This window comes from Meridianimarinicoccus sp. MJW13, from assembly GCF_014901205.1.
GTDB lineage: Bacteria > Pseudomonadota > Alphaproteobacteria > Rhodobacterales > Rhodobacteraceae > Meridianimarinicoccus.
In genome coordinates, this window is the sequence record NZ_JACNMU010000002.1 from 56,804 (window position 1) to 72,159 (window position 15,356).

General features: G+C 67.0%; 18 protein-coding genes. 6 read left to right on the forward strand and 12 right to left on the reverse strand.

Translation table 11 applies throughout. The features are described 5' to 3' along the window. The first annotated feature begins 20 nt into the window (after positions 1-20). The 4 genes from H8B03_RS03170 to H8B03_RS03185 all read left to right on the forward strand — a co-directional run bounded on the left by H8B03_RS03170 (position 21) and on the right by H8B03_RS03185 (position 3,795). Complete coding sequence (locus H8B03_RS03170) at positions 21-1,496, forward strand: NAD-dependent succinate-semialdehyde dehydrogenase (RefSeq protein ID WP_193140250.1); 1,476 nt, start codon at positions 21-23, stop codon at positions 1,494-1,496. A gap of 121 nt (positions 1,497-1,617) precedes the next feature. After that, positions 1,618-2,604: a zinc-binding alcohol dehydrogenase gene (locus tag H8B03_RS03175; protein ID WP_226925684.1), complete on the forward strand. Its 987-nt coding sequence runs from the start codon at positions 1,618-1,620 to the stop codon at positions 2,602-2,604. Between the two features lies 1 nt (position 2,605). Beyond that, positions 2,606-3,010, forward strand: coding sequence for a 6-carboxytetrahydropterin synthase (locus H8B03_RS03180; RefSeq protein ID WP_193140252.1), 405 nt, complete (start codon positions 2,606-2,608; stop codon positions 3,008-3,010). Beyond that, positions 3,007-3,795 (forward strand): trans-aconitate 2-methyltransferase, encoded by a 789-nt coding sequence (locus H8B03_RS03185; RefSeq protein ID WP_193140254.1) that lies wholly within the window; start codon positions 3,007-3,009, stop codon positions 3,793-3,795. The genes H8B03_RS03180 and H8B03_RS03185 overlap by 4 nt, the downstream gene beginning before the upstream one ends. On the opposite strand, the gene H8B03_RS03190 is transcribed toward H8B03_RS03185, so the two are convergent. From H8B03_RS03190 to H8B03_RS03235, 10 genes are all read right to left on the reverse strand, one after another. Next, positions 3,771-4,532, reverse strand: coding sequence for a RibD family protein (locus H8B03_RS03190; RefSeq protein ID WP_193140256.1), 762 nt, complete (start codon positions 4,530-4,532; stop codon positions 3,771-3,773). The two genes, H8B03_RS03185 and H8B03_RS03190, sit on opposite strands and share 25 nt — an antisense overlap. Before the next feature lie 80 nt (positions 4,533-4,612). Beyond that, the gene (locus tag H8B03_RS03195; protein WP_193140257.1) at positions 4,613-5,728 is read right to left on the reverse strand and encodes a class I SAM-dependent RNA methyltransferase; all 1,116 of its coding nucleotides are present in this window, start codon (positions 5,726-5,728) and stop codon (positions 4,613-4,615) included. A 175-nt stretch (positions 5,729-5,903) separates the two neighbouring features. Further along, on the reverse strand, positions 5,904-6,533 hold the full coding sequence (locus H8B03_RS03200; RefSeq protein ID WP_193140259.1) for a helix-turn-helix domain-containing protein: 630 nt from the start codon (positions 6,531-6,533) through the stop codon (positions 5,904-5,906). A 416-nt stretch (positions 6,534-6,949) separates the two neighbouring features. Next, entirely contained in the window at positions 6,950-7,720 is a 771-nt protein-coding gene (locus tag H8B03_RS03205) for a malonyl-ACP O-methyltransferase (RefSeq protein ID WP_193140261.1), read from the reverse strand. Beyond that, positions 7,717-8,337, reverse strand: a complete 621-nt coding sequence (locus H8B03_RS03210; RefSeq protein WP_193140263.1) for a pimeloyl-ACP methyl esterase BioG family protein — start codon at positions 8,335-8,337, stop codon at positions 7,717-7,719. Before H8B03_RS03210 ends, H8B03_RS03205 begins: the two co-directional genes overlap by 4 nt. A gap of 6 nt (positions 8,338-8,343) precedes the next feature. Beyond that, positions 8,344-9,627, reverse strand: a complete 1,284-nt coding sequence (bioA, locus tag H8B03_RS03215; protein ID WP_193140265.1) for an adenosylmethionine--8-amino-7-oxononanoate transaminase — start codon at positions 9,625-9,627, stop codon at positions 8,344-8,346. After that, positions 9,624-10,250, reverse strand: coding sequence for a dethiobiotin synthase (bioD, locus tag H8B03_RS03220; RefSeq protein ID WP_193140267.1), 627 nt, complete (start codon positions 10,248-10,250; stop codon positions 9,624-9,626). Before bioD ends, bioA begins: the two co-directional genes overlap by 4 nt. Further along, positions 10,247-11,386, reverse strand: a complete 1,140-nt coding sequence (locus H8B03_RS03225) for an 8-amino-7-oxononanoate synthase (protein ID WP_193140269.1) — start codon at positions 11,384-11,386, stop codon at positions 10,247-10,249. The genes bioD and H8B03_RS03225 overlap by 4 nt, the downstream gene beginning before the upstream one ends. Then, entirely contained in the window at positions 11,383-12,360 is a 978-nt protein-coding gene (gene bioB / locus H8B03_RS03230) for a biotin synthase BioB (RefSeq protein ID WP_193140273.1), read from the reverse strand. Before bioB ends, H8B03_RS03225 begins: the two co-directional genes overlap by 4 nt. 136 nt (positions 12,361-12,496) lie before the next feature. Continuing rightward, the gene (locus H8B03_RS03235; RefSeq protein WP_226925685.1) at positions 12,497-12,814 is read right to left on the reverse strand and encodes an antibiotic biosynthesis monooxygenase family protein; all 318 of its coding nucleotides are present in this window, start codon (positions 12,812-12,814) and stop codon (positions 12,497-12,499) included. A gap of 130 nt (positions 12,815-12,944) precedes the next feature. On the opposite strand from H8B03_RS03235, the gene H8B03_RS03240 reads away from it, so the two are divergent. Continuing rightward, positions 12,945-13,754, forward strand: coding sequence for a hypothetical protein (locus H8B03_RS03240; RefSeq protein WP_193140275.1), 810 nt, complete (start codon positions 12,945-12,947; stop codon positions 13,752-13,754). A 16-nt stretch (positions 13,755-13,770) separates the two neighbouring features. Here H8B03_RS03240 and H8B03_RS03245 read toward each other — a convergent pair whose 3' ends face one another. Then, on the reverse strand, positions 13,771-14,358 hold the full coding sequence (locus H8B03_RS03245; protein WP_193140277.1) for a rhodanese-like domain-containing protein: 588 nt from the start codon (positions 14,356-14,358) through the stop codon (positions 13,771-13,773). Positions 14,359-14,472: 114 nt separating this feature from the next. Here H8B03_RS03245 and H8B03_RS03250 point away from each other — a divergent pair, with 114 nt between their 5' ends. Then, a complete protein-coding gene (locus H8B03_RS03250; protein WP_193140279.1) occupies positions 14,473-14,961 on the forward strand; it encodes a HugZ family protein in 489 nt (162 codons plus the stop codon). Here H8B03_RS03250 and H8B03_RS03255 read toward each other — a convergent pair. Next, a complete protein-coding gene (locus tag H8B03_RS03255; RefSeq protein WP_193140281.1) occupies positions 14,958-15,350 on the reverse strand; it encodes a DUF4864 domain-containing protein in 393 nt (130 codons plus the stop codon). The two genes, H8B03_RS03250 and H8B03_RS03255, sit on opposite strands and share 4 nt — an antisense overlap. Between the last annotated feature and the right edge of the window lie 6 nt (positions 15,351-15,356).

Below are 15,356 nucleotides of genomic sequence, written 5' to 3' on the forward strand. Positions count from 1 at the left end.
CAGACCTGAAGGACATCTCGATGACTCGATCCGCTCTCTCTGACCGCCTGTCCAACCCCGCCCTTTTGATCGAAGCCGGTTTCCTCGCTGGCGAATGGGTCGCCGAAAGCCAGCAGGGCAATCGCTTCGATGTGACGAACCCCTCGACCGGGGAAGTTCTGGCCTCGCTGCCCGATTTCGGCGTGACCGAAACCCGTGCCGCCATCGATGCGGCCTACACGGCGCAAAAGGACTGGGCCGCGCGCACCGGCAAGGAACGCGCCGCCGTGCTGCGCAAATGGTACGATCTGATGGTGGCCAATGCCGATGATCTGGGCGCGATCCTGACCGCCGAGATGGGCAAGCCGCTGGCCGAGGCCAAGGGCGAGATCCTGTATGGCGCCAGCTTCATGGAATGGTTCGGCGAAGAGGCCAAGCGCATCTACGGCGACCTGATCCCCGGCCACCAGCGCGACAAGCGCATCATGGTGATGAAGCAGCCCGTCGGCGTGGTGGCCTCGATTACCCCGTGGAACTTCCCCAACGCCATGATCGCCCGCAAGGTGGCCCCGGCGCTGGCGGTGGGCTGTGCCATGGTGTCGAAGCCCGCTGGCGAAACCCCGCTGTCGGCGCTGGCCATGGCCAAGCTGGCCGAAGAGGCGGGCGTGCCGGCGGGGGTCTTCAGCGTGGTGACCTCGAAAAGCTCCTCGGCCATTGGCAAGGAATTCTGTTCCAATCCCAAGGTGCGCAAGCTGACCTTCACCGGCTCGACCGAAGTGGGCCGGATCCTGATGGGCCAATCCGCCGAGCAGATCCAGAAAACCTCGATGGAACTGGGCGGCAACGCGCCCTTCATCGTCTTTGACGACGCCGATCTGGATGCGGCGGTGGAAGGGGCGATGATCTCGAAATACCGCAACAACGGCCAGACCTGTGTCTGCGCCAACCGGATCTACGTGCAATCGGGGGTCTATGACGCCTTTGCCGAGAAACTGGTGGCCGCAGTAGAAAAGATGAAGATCGGCGACGGCTTCGAGGACGGCGTGACCACCGGCCCGCTGATCGACAAGGGCGCGGTCGAGAAGGTCGAAGACCATATCGCCGACGCGGTGGGCAAGGGCGCCAAAGTGGTCACCGGCGGCAAGCCGCACGCACTGGGCGGCACCTTCTTCCAGCCGACGGTTCTGACCGGCGTCACCGATCAGATGAAGGTCGCCAGCGAGGAAACCTTCGGCCCCGTCGCACCGCTGTTCAGCTTCGACACGGTGGATGACGTGATTGCCCAGGCCAATGACACGATCTTCGGTCTGGCCGCCTATTTCTACGCCCGCGATCTGGGCCGGGTCTACAAGGTGGTCGAGGCGCTGGAATACGGGATCGTCGGGGTGAACACCGGCATCATCTCGACCGAGGTGGCCCCCTTTGGCGGCGTCAAGCAGTCGGGGCAGGGCCGCGAAGGCTCGAAATACGGCTGTGAGGACTACCTCGAGATGAAGTACGTCTGCCTGAGCGTCTGAGCCGCGCATCGCGCAGATGTGACACCGCGGGCGGTAGAAACCGCCCGCACCGGCCCGTGCCCGTGTTCCCTTGCCTGCCGTGTTGGCCTAGGCAGGCAGGGCCCCCGTGACGGAGACCGCCTTGGACACAGCCCGCAGCCTTTGGACCACCGCCCCCGGCCAGATGGCCCTGCGCACCGAGGATCTGCCCGCGCTGTCGGACGGGCAGGTGCGGCTGCGCGCCCTGTGTTCGGGCGTCAGCCGGGGCACCGAGGCGTTGGTGCTGGCCGGAGATGTGCCCGAGACCCTGCACGCCACCATGCGCTGCCCCGGTCAGGCGGGGGATTTCCCCTTCCCTGTGAAATATGGCTACGCGCTGGTGGGCGAGGTCGAGGATGGCCCGTTCGACCGCCTGGGCCAGACCGTGTTCACCCTGCATCCGCATCAGGATCACGCAGTGGTGCCCGCGTCCATGGCGGTGCCGCTGCCCGAGGGTCTGCCGCCCCTGCGCGCGGTGCTGACCGCCAATATGGAAACCGCGCTGAACCTGTGCTGGGACAGCGGCGCGGCGCCCGGCGATCGGGTGCTGGTGGTGGGGGCCGGGGTGGTCGGCCTGCTGGTGGCCGGCCTGATCCGCGACATTCCGGGCACCAGCGTCGTGTTGTGCGACATCAATCCCGCCCGCCGCACGGTGGCCGAGGCGTTGGGGCTGCCCTTCGCGCTGCCCGAGGCCGTGCCGCAGGATATCGACATTGCCATCAACCTGTCGGCCAGCGGTTCCGGGCTGCAAACCGCGCTGGATGCCGCCGGGCAGGAAGCCACGGTCGTCGAGGGCAGTTGGTACGGCAGCCGCGCCACAAGCCTGCATCTGGGCGGCGGGTTTCACCCCCGGCGCCTGACCCTGAAATCCAGTCAGGTTGGCCATCTGCCGCCCGGCCGCGCCCCGCGCTGGTCCTTCACCCGGCGTCTGCAAACCGCCATGGCGTTGCTGCGCGACCGGCCCGCGCTGGACCTGCTGGTGCGTCAGACCCTGCCGTTTGCGCAAGCGCCCGAGCGGTTGCCGCCCTTGCTGGCACCGGGCGCTGACGCCCTGTGCCCCGTCCTGATCTATCCCGAAACTGGAGCCTGACATGTTCGCGCTGGAAGTCCGAGACCACATCATGATCGCCCATTCCCTGCCCGGCGAGGCCTTCGGCCCGGCGCAGGGAATGCATGGCGCCACCTTCGTCATCGACGTCACCTTCTTTCGGGCCGAACTGACCGAGAATGACATTGTGGTCGATATCGGTCTGGCCGCCGAGGCGCTGAAACGTGCCATCGCGCCGCTGAACTACAAGAACCTCGACGAATTGGATGTTTTTGACGGCCGCCGCTCCACCACCGAGGTTCTGGCCCATCACATTTTCACCGTCCTGAAGGGCGAGATTGCCGCTGGCGGGCTGGGCGAGGACGCCCGCGACATCACCCGGATGCGGGTCACGCTGAACGAAAGCCACGTCGCGCGCGCCTGGTACGAGGCGGATCTCGACCTGTGAGCGGTTTCGATCCGGTCTGGCTGGCATTGCGCGAACCCGCCGACCGGGCGTCGCGCGATGCCGGGTTGATCGAACAGGCGGCGGCGGGGCTGCGCGGGCAGGACGCGCCGCAGATCTGTGACATCGGTGCGGGCACCGGGGCAGCCAAGCGCGCTTTTTCTCCGGTGTTTCCTTCCGGCTGCCGCTGGACCTTCGTGGACAATGATGCCGAGGTTCTGGCCGCTGCCCGGCAAGCCTGCGGGCCGGAGGTTGCGCTGCGGCAGGTCGACCTGAGCCTGGAGCCCGCCCCCTGGCCCGAGGGTTGCGCCCTTGTCACCGCCACGGCGTTCTTCGATCTGGCCGGGGCGGCCTGGGTGGACCGCTTTGCCGCAGCATTGGCACGCGACCGGCTGCCGCTTCTGGCCTGCCTGACCTATGATGGGGTGATGCGGTTTGACCCTGCGCATCCGCTGGATACGGCGATCACATCCGCCTTCAACCGCCACCAGCAGACCGACAAGGGGCTGGGCGGCGCGGCGCTGGGACCGAACGCGACGCGCTTTCTGGTGTCGGCGTTGCAGGCGCATGGCTACCGCTGCCGGACCGCGCTGACGCCATGGCGGCTGACCCCTGCGCACCAGGCTGGGCTGATTGACACGCTGGTCACGGGCATTGCCGGGGCCGCGGTCCAGATTGGCGACATCTCCGCCGCACAGGCCGAGGTCTGGAGTGCGGATCGCAAGGCCCGACTGTCAGAGATGCAGGTTGGCCATCTGGACCTTTACGCGGTGCCGCCCGCGTCCTGATCCGGCGGCACCAGATCGCAGGCCACAAGGATATCGCCATCGGGAAAGACATGGGTCTTGCAGTCCGGGCGCAGGGCATCTGACAACTTGGCGATGGGCGGCAACACCACGCCGGGCTGGCCCGAGCCGAGGATCAACTGCCCATAGAGCAAATGCAGGCTGGTGATCTGGCCATCGGCCAGAAAGCGACCCAGCGTGTCCGCGCCGCCCTCGACCAGCAGCCGGATCAACCCGCGCTGCGCCAGTTCCGTCACCAGACGGTCCGGCGGAATATTGCCACCGGGCACCGCGATCCGCTCTACATGTGCGGGCAGGTCGGGGGCGCCGCCAAAGACCAGCGACCTGGTGCCATCGTCGGCCCAGACCCGCGCGCGGGGCGACACCCGCCCGTTGGGGTCGATCACCACCCGCGCGGGGTGGCGTCCGTGGCACAGGCGCACCGTCAGTTGCGGATCATCCGCAAGCGCCGTGCCCGAGCCCACGATCACCGCATCCACCAAGGCCCGCAGACGATGCAGATGTGCCAAGGCATCGCGCCCGTTGATATATTTCGAATCGCCCGTCTGGGTGGCGATCCGCCCATCCAGCGACAGCCCAAGCTGCGCGACCACACAGGCGCGGTCCCGCCGGCGCGCCTCGATCAGGGTCGCGAAGGCGTTCCAGAATGCGGGGGTGTCCGCGCGAAGATCGGGATAATCGGTGCCCTCGATCAGGTCATGCCAAGTCTTGTCCAACATGCGCCGACCCTAACAAGCGCGGGCAGGGAAGGTCATGAAAATCATTCGTGAACAGACTGTAAGAAACCCAGGCCGGCGCGTCAGGGCAGGGGGCCGGTCTTGTGCAGCGTCACCTTCAGGCCGCCGAAGGCTACCGAAGGGCCCGAGGGCAAGAACGGCAACTCGGTGGCCCGCGCCAGCCCGCCGTCCGAGGTCACAAGCCCCACCCGCCAGCCAGAAAACCGCGCCGCCAGCGTCTTCCCAAGGCTGCCGTAGAGGCCGAACAGCAACTTGCGGTTGCCGATGCGCGCGCCGTAGGGCGGGTTGACGATGACCAGACCGGGCGGGCCTTCAGGCGGGGCGATGTCGCTGATCGGTTTCATGTCGAACTGCACCAGATCGGTGACCCCGGCGCGGGCGGCGTTCGCGATGCTGGAGCGGATGGCACCGGCGTCACGATCGCTGCCGAAACTGCGCGCGTCGGTGGCCCGCGTCTGCTGGGCGTCGCGCAGCGCCTGCCAGCGTGCGGCGTCGAAACTGGCCAGATCTTCGAAGGCAAAGCTGCGGCTGCGCCCCGGTGCCAGCCCGCAGGCGATTTCCGCCGCCTCGATCACGAAGGTGCCCGAGCCGCACATCGGGTCCAGAACCGTCTCGTGCCCGTCGTAGCCGCAATCGCGCAGGAACAGCGCCGCCATGGTTTCGCGCATGGGGGCCTTGCCCACGGCCTCCTTGTGGCCGCGCTTGTGCAAGGCCTCGCCCGTGGTATCGACGCTGAGGGTGACCAGATCATCCTCGATTCGGGCCTTCACCGTGATCGCGGCCTCGGCAGAGATTTGGGCGCCCAGTTCTTCGGCGATGGCGCGTTCGATCCGCTGCGTGGCTGCCTTGGCGTGATAGATGCGCGAGCGTTTGCAGGTGGCCTCGACCCGCACGGGCAGATCGGGGCGCAGCACCTCGGCCCAGGGAAACTTGCGCGCGCGCTTGTCCAGTTGCGCCAGATGCAGGGCGCGGAAACTTCCGATCCGGGCCAGAACCCGGCCCGCACCGCGCAACTCCAGATTGGCGCGCCAGACCTCGGGCCAGCCGCCCTGTATGGTCACGCCACCGGGCACCGCATGGGGGCGGTCGAACCCGCGTTCGCGGGCCTCGTCGCACAGCAGCGCCTCAAGCCCCGGTGGGGCCATCAGGAAGATCTCGAAATTGGGCTCTTGGGTCATGGGCTTCGCATACCCCGGAACACGGGCGGCTGCGAGGGGCTTGTCAGACCACGCCGAAGCGCGCACCGACCTTGCTGTGTGGCGATCCGTGGCCCGCAATCGTGCATGTGCGCCGCTTCGGTGCGCGCTTTCACGCGGTGCCGGGCGGTCTGTAGACGCGCTGCGGGGTCTGACCTCAGGTGGCTTTCGGGGTCGAAATCACCGAAAGCACGCGCACCGGCACGCGGATCAACTCTTCGGGGCCGTGCGGCGCATCGGCGTCGAAGAAGAAACTGTCGCCCGGTTGCAGATCATAGATGTCATTGCCGTGGCGATAGCGGATCTCGCCTTCCAGCACGTAGATCAGTTCAACCCCGTCATGCTGAAACCCGGTGTGGATGTCGGAATTGTCGGTCAGCGTGATGAGATACGGCTCGACCGAGATGCCGGTGTCGCTGGGGCCAAGATCGCCCAACAGGCTGTAGCGATAGCTGTCCGGGGCGCCGGTGCGGGTGATCTCGGCGGCATCGCTTGGCCGGACATGTACCGCCTTGCGGCGGCGTTCATAGCGCTTGAAGAAGGTGGTGATCGGCACGTTCAAAGCCGTGGCCAGCGATTGCAGGGTCGTCAGCGACGGAGAAATATTGCCGTTCTCGATCTTCGACAGCATCCCCATCGACAGGCCGGTCTTGCGCGACAGGTCGGCAACGGTCATGTCCAACTGGTGACGATGGGCGCGAACCTCGCGGCCGATGGCCGATTCCAGGTCCTTTTCGGGGCGCGCGCGCGTGCCGTCCTTGTCCGGCTTTGAATCGGCTTGGGGCATTGGCTCTCCTGCAACTGGTCAACACACGGCTTTCACCACAGTGAAGCCTAGCCCCGCCGGGGGCCGGGGGCCAGACGGGCGTTACTCGCCCTATGGTAGAAGTGATAAAATCGGCACCCTCTGGGCGGATTTTCGCGCATCGGGCAGATCGTGGTGTGGATTTTCCGGATTTTCGCGCGGTCCGCGGGCGGCCATCCCAAGGTGACGCTGGGGTAAGGCGAAGCGGGACAGCGTGGCGGTACGCCGACTCGGTCTGCTCTGGTGGCCGGCGCATTTTTCGACGGGGTGTCGACGGGTGCAGGCGGGCGCGTACGGATGGCGGGGCTGGGTCTGATGTTGCAGGTGCCGTTGGTTTCCTGAAGGGAAATGAGATGCGGACGCGGCATCCACCGGTCCGGTGTCTTGGCCAGGGCCTCTCAGGCGTCGCGGCGCGCCACGATGTACACCGGGTGATAGGTCACGGGCAGGGCGCCCAACCGGGCAAAGCGGTCGCGATAGCGGGCCTCGAAGCGGGACAGGCGTCCCTTGCTCCAGATCTGGCCGGCCCCGGCATTGACGCCGGTGCTGCGCAGGTGGCGCAACACGGCCGCCGCATCGGGAAAGGCAAGGCGCAGATGCCGCTCTTGCACATGCAGCAGGGTCATCCCCTTGGGCAGAAGCACGGCCCATTCACTTGGGGCCACATAGCCGGGCGCCGCGGCGGTGGAGCCAAGCGCCTGCAATTCGCAAAACTGGTCAGGGCCGAAACCGCTGAGTGCCAGCAGACCGCCGGGGGCCAGATGGCGGCACAGACGCGTCACCTCGCGCGCCGGATCGTCGAACCATTGCACGGTCGAGGCCGAGGCGATCAGGTCCAGCCGTCCAGGCAAGTCGATGGACTGGATCGGGCCGGGCAGGAAGGTTGCGCGACCGGGATGGGCGTTCAGGCGCGGGGCCAGAAGATCGGCGGTTTCGGGCAGCAGGTCGTTGGCCCAGAAGTCGCCGGGGGTCAGGTCGTCCAGCAGGTGCCGGGTCAGAAAGCCGGTGCCGCAGCCGAATTCCAGCACGCGGTCCGGGCGCGGGGCGGCATGGGCGCGGATCAGCGCGGCCAGATGCGCGGCAATGCGGGCCTGTGCGCGGGCATCGCGGCCATAGGTCGGCAGGCCCCGGCGAAAGGCGCGGGCAACGCGGGCGATCTCGGCGCTCATGGCACGTCGTCCCAGCTTTGCCACTGGCCAAAGGGGGCGTGCGGGGCATCGATCTGCTGGATACGCCCTGCCTGCCCGGCCCAGGCGCGGGCCATGTTGGCCGGGGGAAAAATGCGGTCGCGGGTCGGCAGGATGATGGCATCGAAATGAGTCACTGGCGCCGCGCCGCGACTGGCAACGGCGGCAAGCTCGTCCTGCCGCGCTGGGATGTCGAGCGGCACGGGGGCCACCCGCTGCCCGAAGCACCGCCTTTGGAAGCTGGCGAAACTGGCCTCGGTCAGCGCCGCGCGGGTCTGGTCGACCACCGCAGGGGGGATGCCAAACCGGTCATCCACCGGCAACATTGTCCCCGCGATGGCGGTCTTGCGGGTGAACGGATCTGCGCGCCCGTCCTGCCAGTGGCCATAGGCCGCCACGCCAAAGGACCACGCCAGCAGGCGCCGCCGGGCATAGGCAGAAATGTCGGGCAGATCGAGGCTCAGGTCGCGGTAGTCATCCACGAACAGCACGTCCTGAGGCCCGGCCAGATGCGACAGGCAGTCGGCGCCGACGGCCCAGCCGCCAAACACCACGATCACCTCGGAACCGCCGTTCCGTTTCAGCCAGCGCGCCTGCATGGGGGCTCACAGGACCTTGGCCAGATGCAGCATGGCGGCGGTGATCTGGCGCAACTCATCGGGCGCGGTCACGAAGGGCGGCATGGTGTAGATCTTCTTGCCGAAGGGGCGCAGGAAGACGCCCATCTCCTTGCAATGCCCATGGGCGATGTCGGCGCTGACCGCATGGTCCATCTCGATCACGCCGATGGCGCCCAGCACGCGCACGTCGGCCACGCCGGGCAGGGCGCGGGCGGGGGCCAGTTCGGCCTGAAGCTGCGCCTCGATGGCCGCGACCTGTCCCTGCCAGTCGCCCCGTTGCAGCAACGACAGGCTGGCCCCGGCGGCGGCGCAGGCCAGCGGGTTGGCCATGAAGGTCGGCCCATGCATGAACAGCCCCGGATCGCCGCCGCCGATGCCCTCGGCGATCTTGTCGTTGGTCATGGTGGTGGCAAAGGACATGGTGCCGCCGGTGATCGCCTTGCCCAGACACAGGATGTCGGGCTGAACGCCCGTGTGATCGGTGGCGAACATCTTGCCGGTGCGGCCAAAGCCGGTGGCGATTTCGTCAAAGATCAGCACGATGTCATGGGCGTCGCACAGGGCGCGGGCGCGGTTCAGGTATTCGGGGTGATAGAAGTACATCCCCCCCGTGCCCTGCACCACCGGCTCAAGGATCAGCGCGGCGATACGGTCCTGGTTCCCGGCCAGCAGCGCCTCAAGCGCGCCCAGCCCGTTGCGCGCCGGATCGTCGGACCAGTCCGCGTCGATGGCGATCGGCGGGCGGTCGACGAAATGCTGGATCGACAGCGCGCCAGTGAACAGGTGGTGCATCCCGGTGACCGGGTCGCAGACGCTCATCGCTTTCCAGGTATCGCCGTGATAGCCCTGCCGGATCGTCGCGAACTCGCAGCGATCCGGGCGGCCCAGCGAGACCTGGTATTGCACCGCCATCTTCAGCGCCACCTCGACCGAGACCGAGCCGCTGTCGCAATAGAAGATCCGCTGCATCGTGTCGGGGGCAAGGTCCAGCAGGCGCTGGCCCAGCTCGATCGCCGGATCATGGGTCAGCCCGCCGAACATCACATGCGGCAGCCGGTCCAACTGGTCATGGACGGCCTTGGTGATGACCGGGTGCCGGTGGCCGTGAATGGTGCTCCACCAGCTCGACATGGCGTCGATGACGCGGGAGCCGTCGTCAAGGGTCAGCCAGACGCCCTCGGCCTCTTTCACCACGAAGGTCGGGCCGGGTCTGGTGACATTGGTATAGGGATGCCACAGATGATGCTGGTCGAACTCAAGCGGGGTCATGCGGTCATGGCCTTGCGGATGCGATCCGTGTCGATGGCGGCGAATTCTTCGCGCAGGGTTTCGGGGGTCAGCGGGTCCAGCAGGCCCAGCCGTCCCAGGTGGGCCACCTGCCCGAAGTCGCAGATCGTCTGCTCCACCTCGGGTTCCGCCGCGCCGATGAAAGCGATGCCGATCACCGGCACATCGCGCGTGCGCAAGGTGGCCAGCGACAGCAGCGAATGGTTGATCGTGCCTAGGGCGGTGCGGGCGCACAGGATGACCGGCGCGCGCCAGCGGGCGATGACATCCAGATAGGTCGCGCGGCGGTTCAGCGGCACCAGCAGCCCGCCCGCGCCTTCGACCACCAGCGGGCCGGAGGTGTCGGGCAGGGTCAGGGTGGTGTCGTCGATCTCGACCCCTGCGGCCTCGGCCGACAGATGCGGCGAGGCGGGCAGTTTCAGCCGCCACGCTTCGGGCAGGATCGGGCGACCGGACAGGCGGGCGACGATCTGGCTGTCGGTTTCGTCTTCCAGACCTGATTGCACCGGCTTCCAGTAGGTCGCGCCAAGGGCGGCGGTCAGCCCCGCCGAGAAAACGGTCTTGCCGATGCCGGTGTCGGTGCCGGTGACAATGACCGGGGTCATGCGGGCACCTCGTCCAGCACATGCGCCAGATCGTGGAACAGGGAGGCCAGAATTTCGGCATCGACGTTCAGGGTGATCGACAGCCGCAGCCGCGCTGTGCCGCGCGGCACGGTGGGCGGGCGGATGGCACGGATGTCGTGGCCGCGCGCCTGAAGCGCCTTTGCAGCGGCCAGCGCCCGTTTGTCGTCGCCCAGGATCACCGGCAGGATCTGGCTGTGCAGCCCGGTCAGCCCGCAGTGATCTTTGGCCAGCCGGTGGGCTTCGGCCACTTGCGCGCGGGCGCGGGCGGGCAGATCCGGGTTGCGGTCAAGCTCGGCCAGCGCCGCACGCACCAGCGCGGCATTCAACGGCGAGGGCGCGGTGGCATAGATGAAGCTGCGGGCCTTGTTCACCAGCGTGTCGATCAGCACGCCGTCGCCGCAGATCAGCGCGCCGGATACGCCCAGCCCTTTGCCGCAAGTGTGCAGGCTCAGCAGGTTGGAGCGGTCGGCAAAACCGTGTGACAGCCCGCGTCCACCGGGGCCCCAAAGGCCGGTGGCATGGGCCTCGTCCACCACCAGGACCGCGCCCTGCCGGTCGGCCAGGGCCATCAGCCCGGCCACTGGGGCAAAGTCGCCATCCATGGAATAGACGCTTTCGACCGCGATCCAGACCTGCCCGTCGCCGCCTGCTGCGCGCCAGTCGGCAATGGCGGCCTCGGCGGCGGGAACATCATTGTGCGGGAAGCTGCGGGTCTCGGCGCGGCCCAGCCGCATCCCGTCATGGGCCGAGGCGTGGATCAGCGCGTCATGCAGCACCAGATCGCCCTGCAGGGGCAGGGTCGAGAATATCGCCGTGTTGGCCTGAAATCCGCCCCCCATGAAAAGCGCGCGTTCGGCCCCGAAGAAAGCCGCCGCCTCGGCCTCCAGCGCCTCGTGCTCGGGCGCATTGCCGCGCAGCAGGCGCGAGCCCCCCGCGCCCACCGGCACGCCCCGGTCCAGCGCTGCATGGGCCGCCGCCCGCATAAGGTCGGACTCGGAGAGCCCGAGATAGTCGTTTGAGGCAAAGTCATGCCCGGCACGCGGCGCCAGAACACGGCGCCGCCCACGGGTGGACAGGGACGCCAGCGCCTGCGCGTGGCGCGGAAATCCGGTCATCGCGATCCGTCGCAGCCCGGCGCCATGGCTTCGATCCCCAGTCGGTCGAACAATTGCCCGTCCTTGTCTTCTTCCGGGTTGTCGGCGGTCAGCAGGGTGTCGCCCACAAAAATCGAGTTCGCCCCGGCGAAGAAGCACATGGCCTGCATTTCGTCGCTCATCTCGGTGCGGCCGGCGGACAGGCGCACATGGGACTTGGGCATCAGGATGCGGGCCAGCGCGATGGTGCGCACGAATTCAATGGGATCAATCTTTTCCACATCCGCCAGCGGCGTGTCGGCAATCGGGATCAGCTGGTTGATCGGCACGCTGTCGGGGTGTTCTTGCAGATTGGCCAGCGCCAGCAGCATGTCGACGCGGTCCATCTGTTGCTCGCCCATGCCGACGATGCCACCGGCGCAGACCTTGATGCCGGCTTCGCGCACGCGGTTCAGCGTGTCGATGCGGTCGGCAAAGGTGCGGGTGGTGATGATCTCGGAGTAATAGCGCTCGGAGGTGTCGATGTTGTGGTTGTAGTAATCCAGACCGGCGTCTTTCAGGCGCAGCACCTGGTCATCTTCCAGCATGCCCAGCGTCATGCAGGTTTCCATGCCCATCGCCTTGACGCCCTCGACCATGGCGGCCAGCGCCTCCATGTCGCGATCCTTGGGCGACCGCCAGGCCGCGCCCATGCAATACCGTGTCGCGCCGCCGTCCTTGGCCTTCTTGGCCTCGGCCAGAACGCGCTCGACCTCGATCAGTTTGCTGGCGGACAGTTGCGCCCCGTTGCGTGCCGACTGGCTGCAATAGGCGCAATCCTCGGCGCAACCGCCGGTCTTGATGCTCAGCAGCTTGGAGCGCTGGACCTGATTGGGGTCGAAATTGGCGCGGTGCACGCTGGCGGCCTGAAACAGCAGGTCGTTGAAAGGCTGATTGTACAGGGACTCGGCTTCTTCCCGGGTCCAGTCGTGGCGCAGCGTCGTCGAATCCAGCATGGTGATTTCCCCTTAGAGCGACCGCAACCTAGTGGCTTTTACCAGAAGTGCAACGGTTATGGCACCGCGCGGGGGGTCGCGGCGTTTGGCGGCTGTCTAGCAGTCCTGTCCCAGGGGTGGGATCGGGCCGATTGTCTCAGCCCAGCGTGTGCGCGACCTCGTACATCACCGGCTCGAAGCTGCGGCACAGGGTGTTGATCTGGCGGTTGCGCTCGCGCATCTCGGGGGTGCGCAGCATGGCCTGAAAGTCCTCGCGCCGTTGCCATTGCGAATAATTGGCGATCCGGGTTTGCGCGTCGTTCACATGCAGGCCGGCGGCAACGAATCCGGGCTGCTTCGAGATGAAATGGTCATAGGCGTCGCGCAGCGCGTCCATCAGGTCCTGACAGGTGCCGGGGGTGACCTCGAAGGTGGTGATGACGGTCTGATGGCTGGCCGTTGTGGTGATCTGCATGATGGCTCCTCCTCTTGGCTTCAGCCTAGCGCAGGGCGGCGCGGCGCGGACAGGGAAAATTGCGCAGGCTGTGAATTAAGTCCCTGTTAACCCTGCGCGCTTCAGCCTGAGCTCTCGGGAGAGGCTTGTCATGCGAACCATTGCCCTTGCGGTCCTGCTGTGCGGGCTGCCCTGTGTCGCCGCGCTGGCCGGGGCCTGGCCGCGCGAGCCGGGCACCGGCTTTGCCTCGCTGGGATACGAGATCACCACCCTGCAAGACGAGCTGTCCGGCGAGGTTGCGCCGCAGTTTGACGGCTACGCCACGCTGTACGCCGAATACGGGCTGACGCCGCGGATGACCATCGGGTTGGACCTGGGCGGCGATGAAACCGTGCTGACCCCCGAATTGCAGCGCAGCTATCACCAGCAGACCGGCAGCGGCCAGTTGCCGCCGCCCGAACGGACGGCGATCCCGCAGGTGCGCACATGGTCCGGCGTGGCCTTCCTGCGCTATGCGCTGTCGCCGCTGGATGCCACGCACCACTTTGCGGCGCAACTGGGTGTCGGGCAACGCCGCTATGCCACGCTGGGCCGCTATCTGGGTCAGATAGAGACCGAGACAGAAGCAATTCTACGCCCTGCCCTCGCCTATGGCCGGGGGTTCAGCCTTGGCGAGTATTCCGGCTGGCTGGCGGTCGATGCCTCGGTCGAGTTTCGGGAGCAATCCTCGGGCACGGCGCAAAAGCTGGATGCCACCATTGGCGTCAAGGGCGCGGGCCGGCTGACCTATATGCTGCAGCTTCAGGGTGGCGACTTTCCGCAGGCCGACCCCTACCTGAAGGTTCTGCCGGCGGTGGTTGTGGACCTGCCCGCCGGTCTGGCGCTGGAAAGTGCCCTGATCTGGGGGGTGCGTGGCGATAACAGTGCGGGGGTGCGGATGGCCCTGTGGTGGACCTTCTGACCCCCGCGCCGGACCCCTAGGATCCGCCGGTAACGGTGAGCCCCAGCATCTGCCAGGCCTGCATCCCGCCCCGGTAATAGAAGATCCGGTCGGCCGGGAAGCCCGCGCCGACCATCTGCCGGATCGCCGCCGGGGACTGTCCGCACCAGCTGCCGTTGCAGAACAGGGCGACCGGCTTGGCATTCTCGCAATCCCAGCCGTCGAAATCGATCTCGCAGCCCAATTCGCCCAGGTGATCGACGATCTGGGTGTAGGGGATGTTGATGGTGCCGGGGATGGTGCCGCGCCGGTACCAGTCGGCGACGCGGCTGTCGACGACCACGGCCTCGGGATCCTGCAACATGTCCAGCAATTCCAACTCGCCAATGGTGGTGACGCCCTCGGCGGGCGTCATCGGCTGGATGCAGAACGGCGGGCAGGCGCGCGAGGTGCGGGCGAATTCGCCTTCGATCTGCGCCTCGGTGTCCTGGTTGCGTTGAATGATCGTGGATGTGCCGGGCACTTCGACCTGGCCAATGGCGCTGGTGATCCCGACCTCCAGATCGGCGGCGTGCAGCGGGGTGGTGGCCAGGCACAGGGCGAGAGCGGTAAAGAATCGTGTCATGAAAGTCCTCCTGATATTCAAGAAGCACGATGAATGCATGCTGGGCAAGGGCGCAGACTGTCCCTTGTCAAACGCGCTCTTGCCAAACACTGACGTGCGGCCATGATCGGCGGTATGTCCAAACCCTCTCCGATCCGGCCCACCGATGATGAGGCGCGCGCGCTGGCCCGGCGCCTGCTGGCCGACATGCGGTTCGCCGCGCTGGGGGTGCTGCATCCCGACACCGGCCTGCCCGAGGTCACGCGGGTGGCGCTGATTGCCGGGCCGGATGGCGCGCCGTTGTCGCTGGTGTCTGACTTGTCGGCCCATACCCGTGCCCTGCGGGCCAACCCGTCGGCCTCGCTTCTGGTGGGTGAACCGGGGGGGCGTGGCGATCCGCTGACCCATCCGCGCATGACCCTGGCCTGCACGGCCCGCTTCATTGGCCATGGCGACCCACAGCACGCCGATCTGCGCGCGCATTACCTGCGGGTTCAGCCCAAGGCCAGGCTGTATGTGGATTTCGCGGATTTCTCGTTTGTGCGGTTCAGCGTCCGTGGCGCGGCCCTGAACGGCGGATTCGGCAAGGCGTTTCATCTGAGCCCGCAGGATCTGGAGCTTTAAAGGCCGACGCCCCCGGACAGGATCTGCACGCCGTTGATCCGCCATGCGCCCTGAAGCTGGACCATGCGATAGGCCAGAAAGTGCAATTGGCCGGCGCCATCGCGGATCATCACACGCTGGATGGCCTCGGCGCCCATCTCGGTGTGGTCCAGAAAGGTCACGTCCGCCGGACGCCAGACCATCGGGTAACCATCGCGCACCATCTGGCCAAAATTATCGGGGGTGCCGAACATGCGCCTGATCGCCGGGGCGGCATGGTCGAAGGCGCGGGCCATGTCATCGGCCTGAAAGGCGGCGATCTGGTCGCCGATGACCGTTTCGATGTCCTGCGCCGGCTGCGCCATCACCGGCGTTGCCATCAGGAGTGCCAAAAGACTTGCCGTGCGCATGTTGGA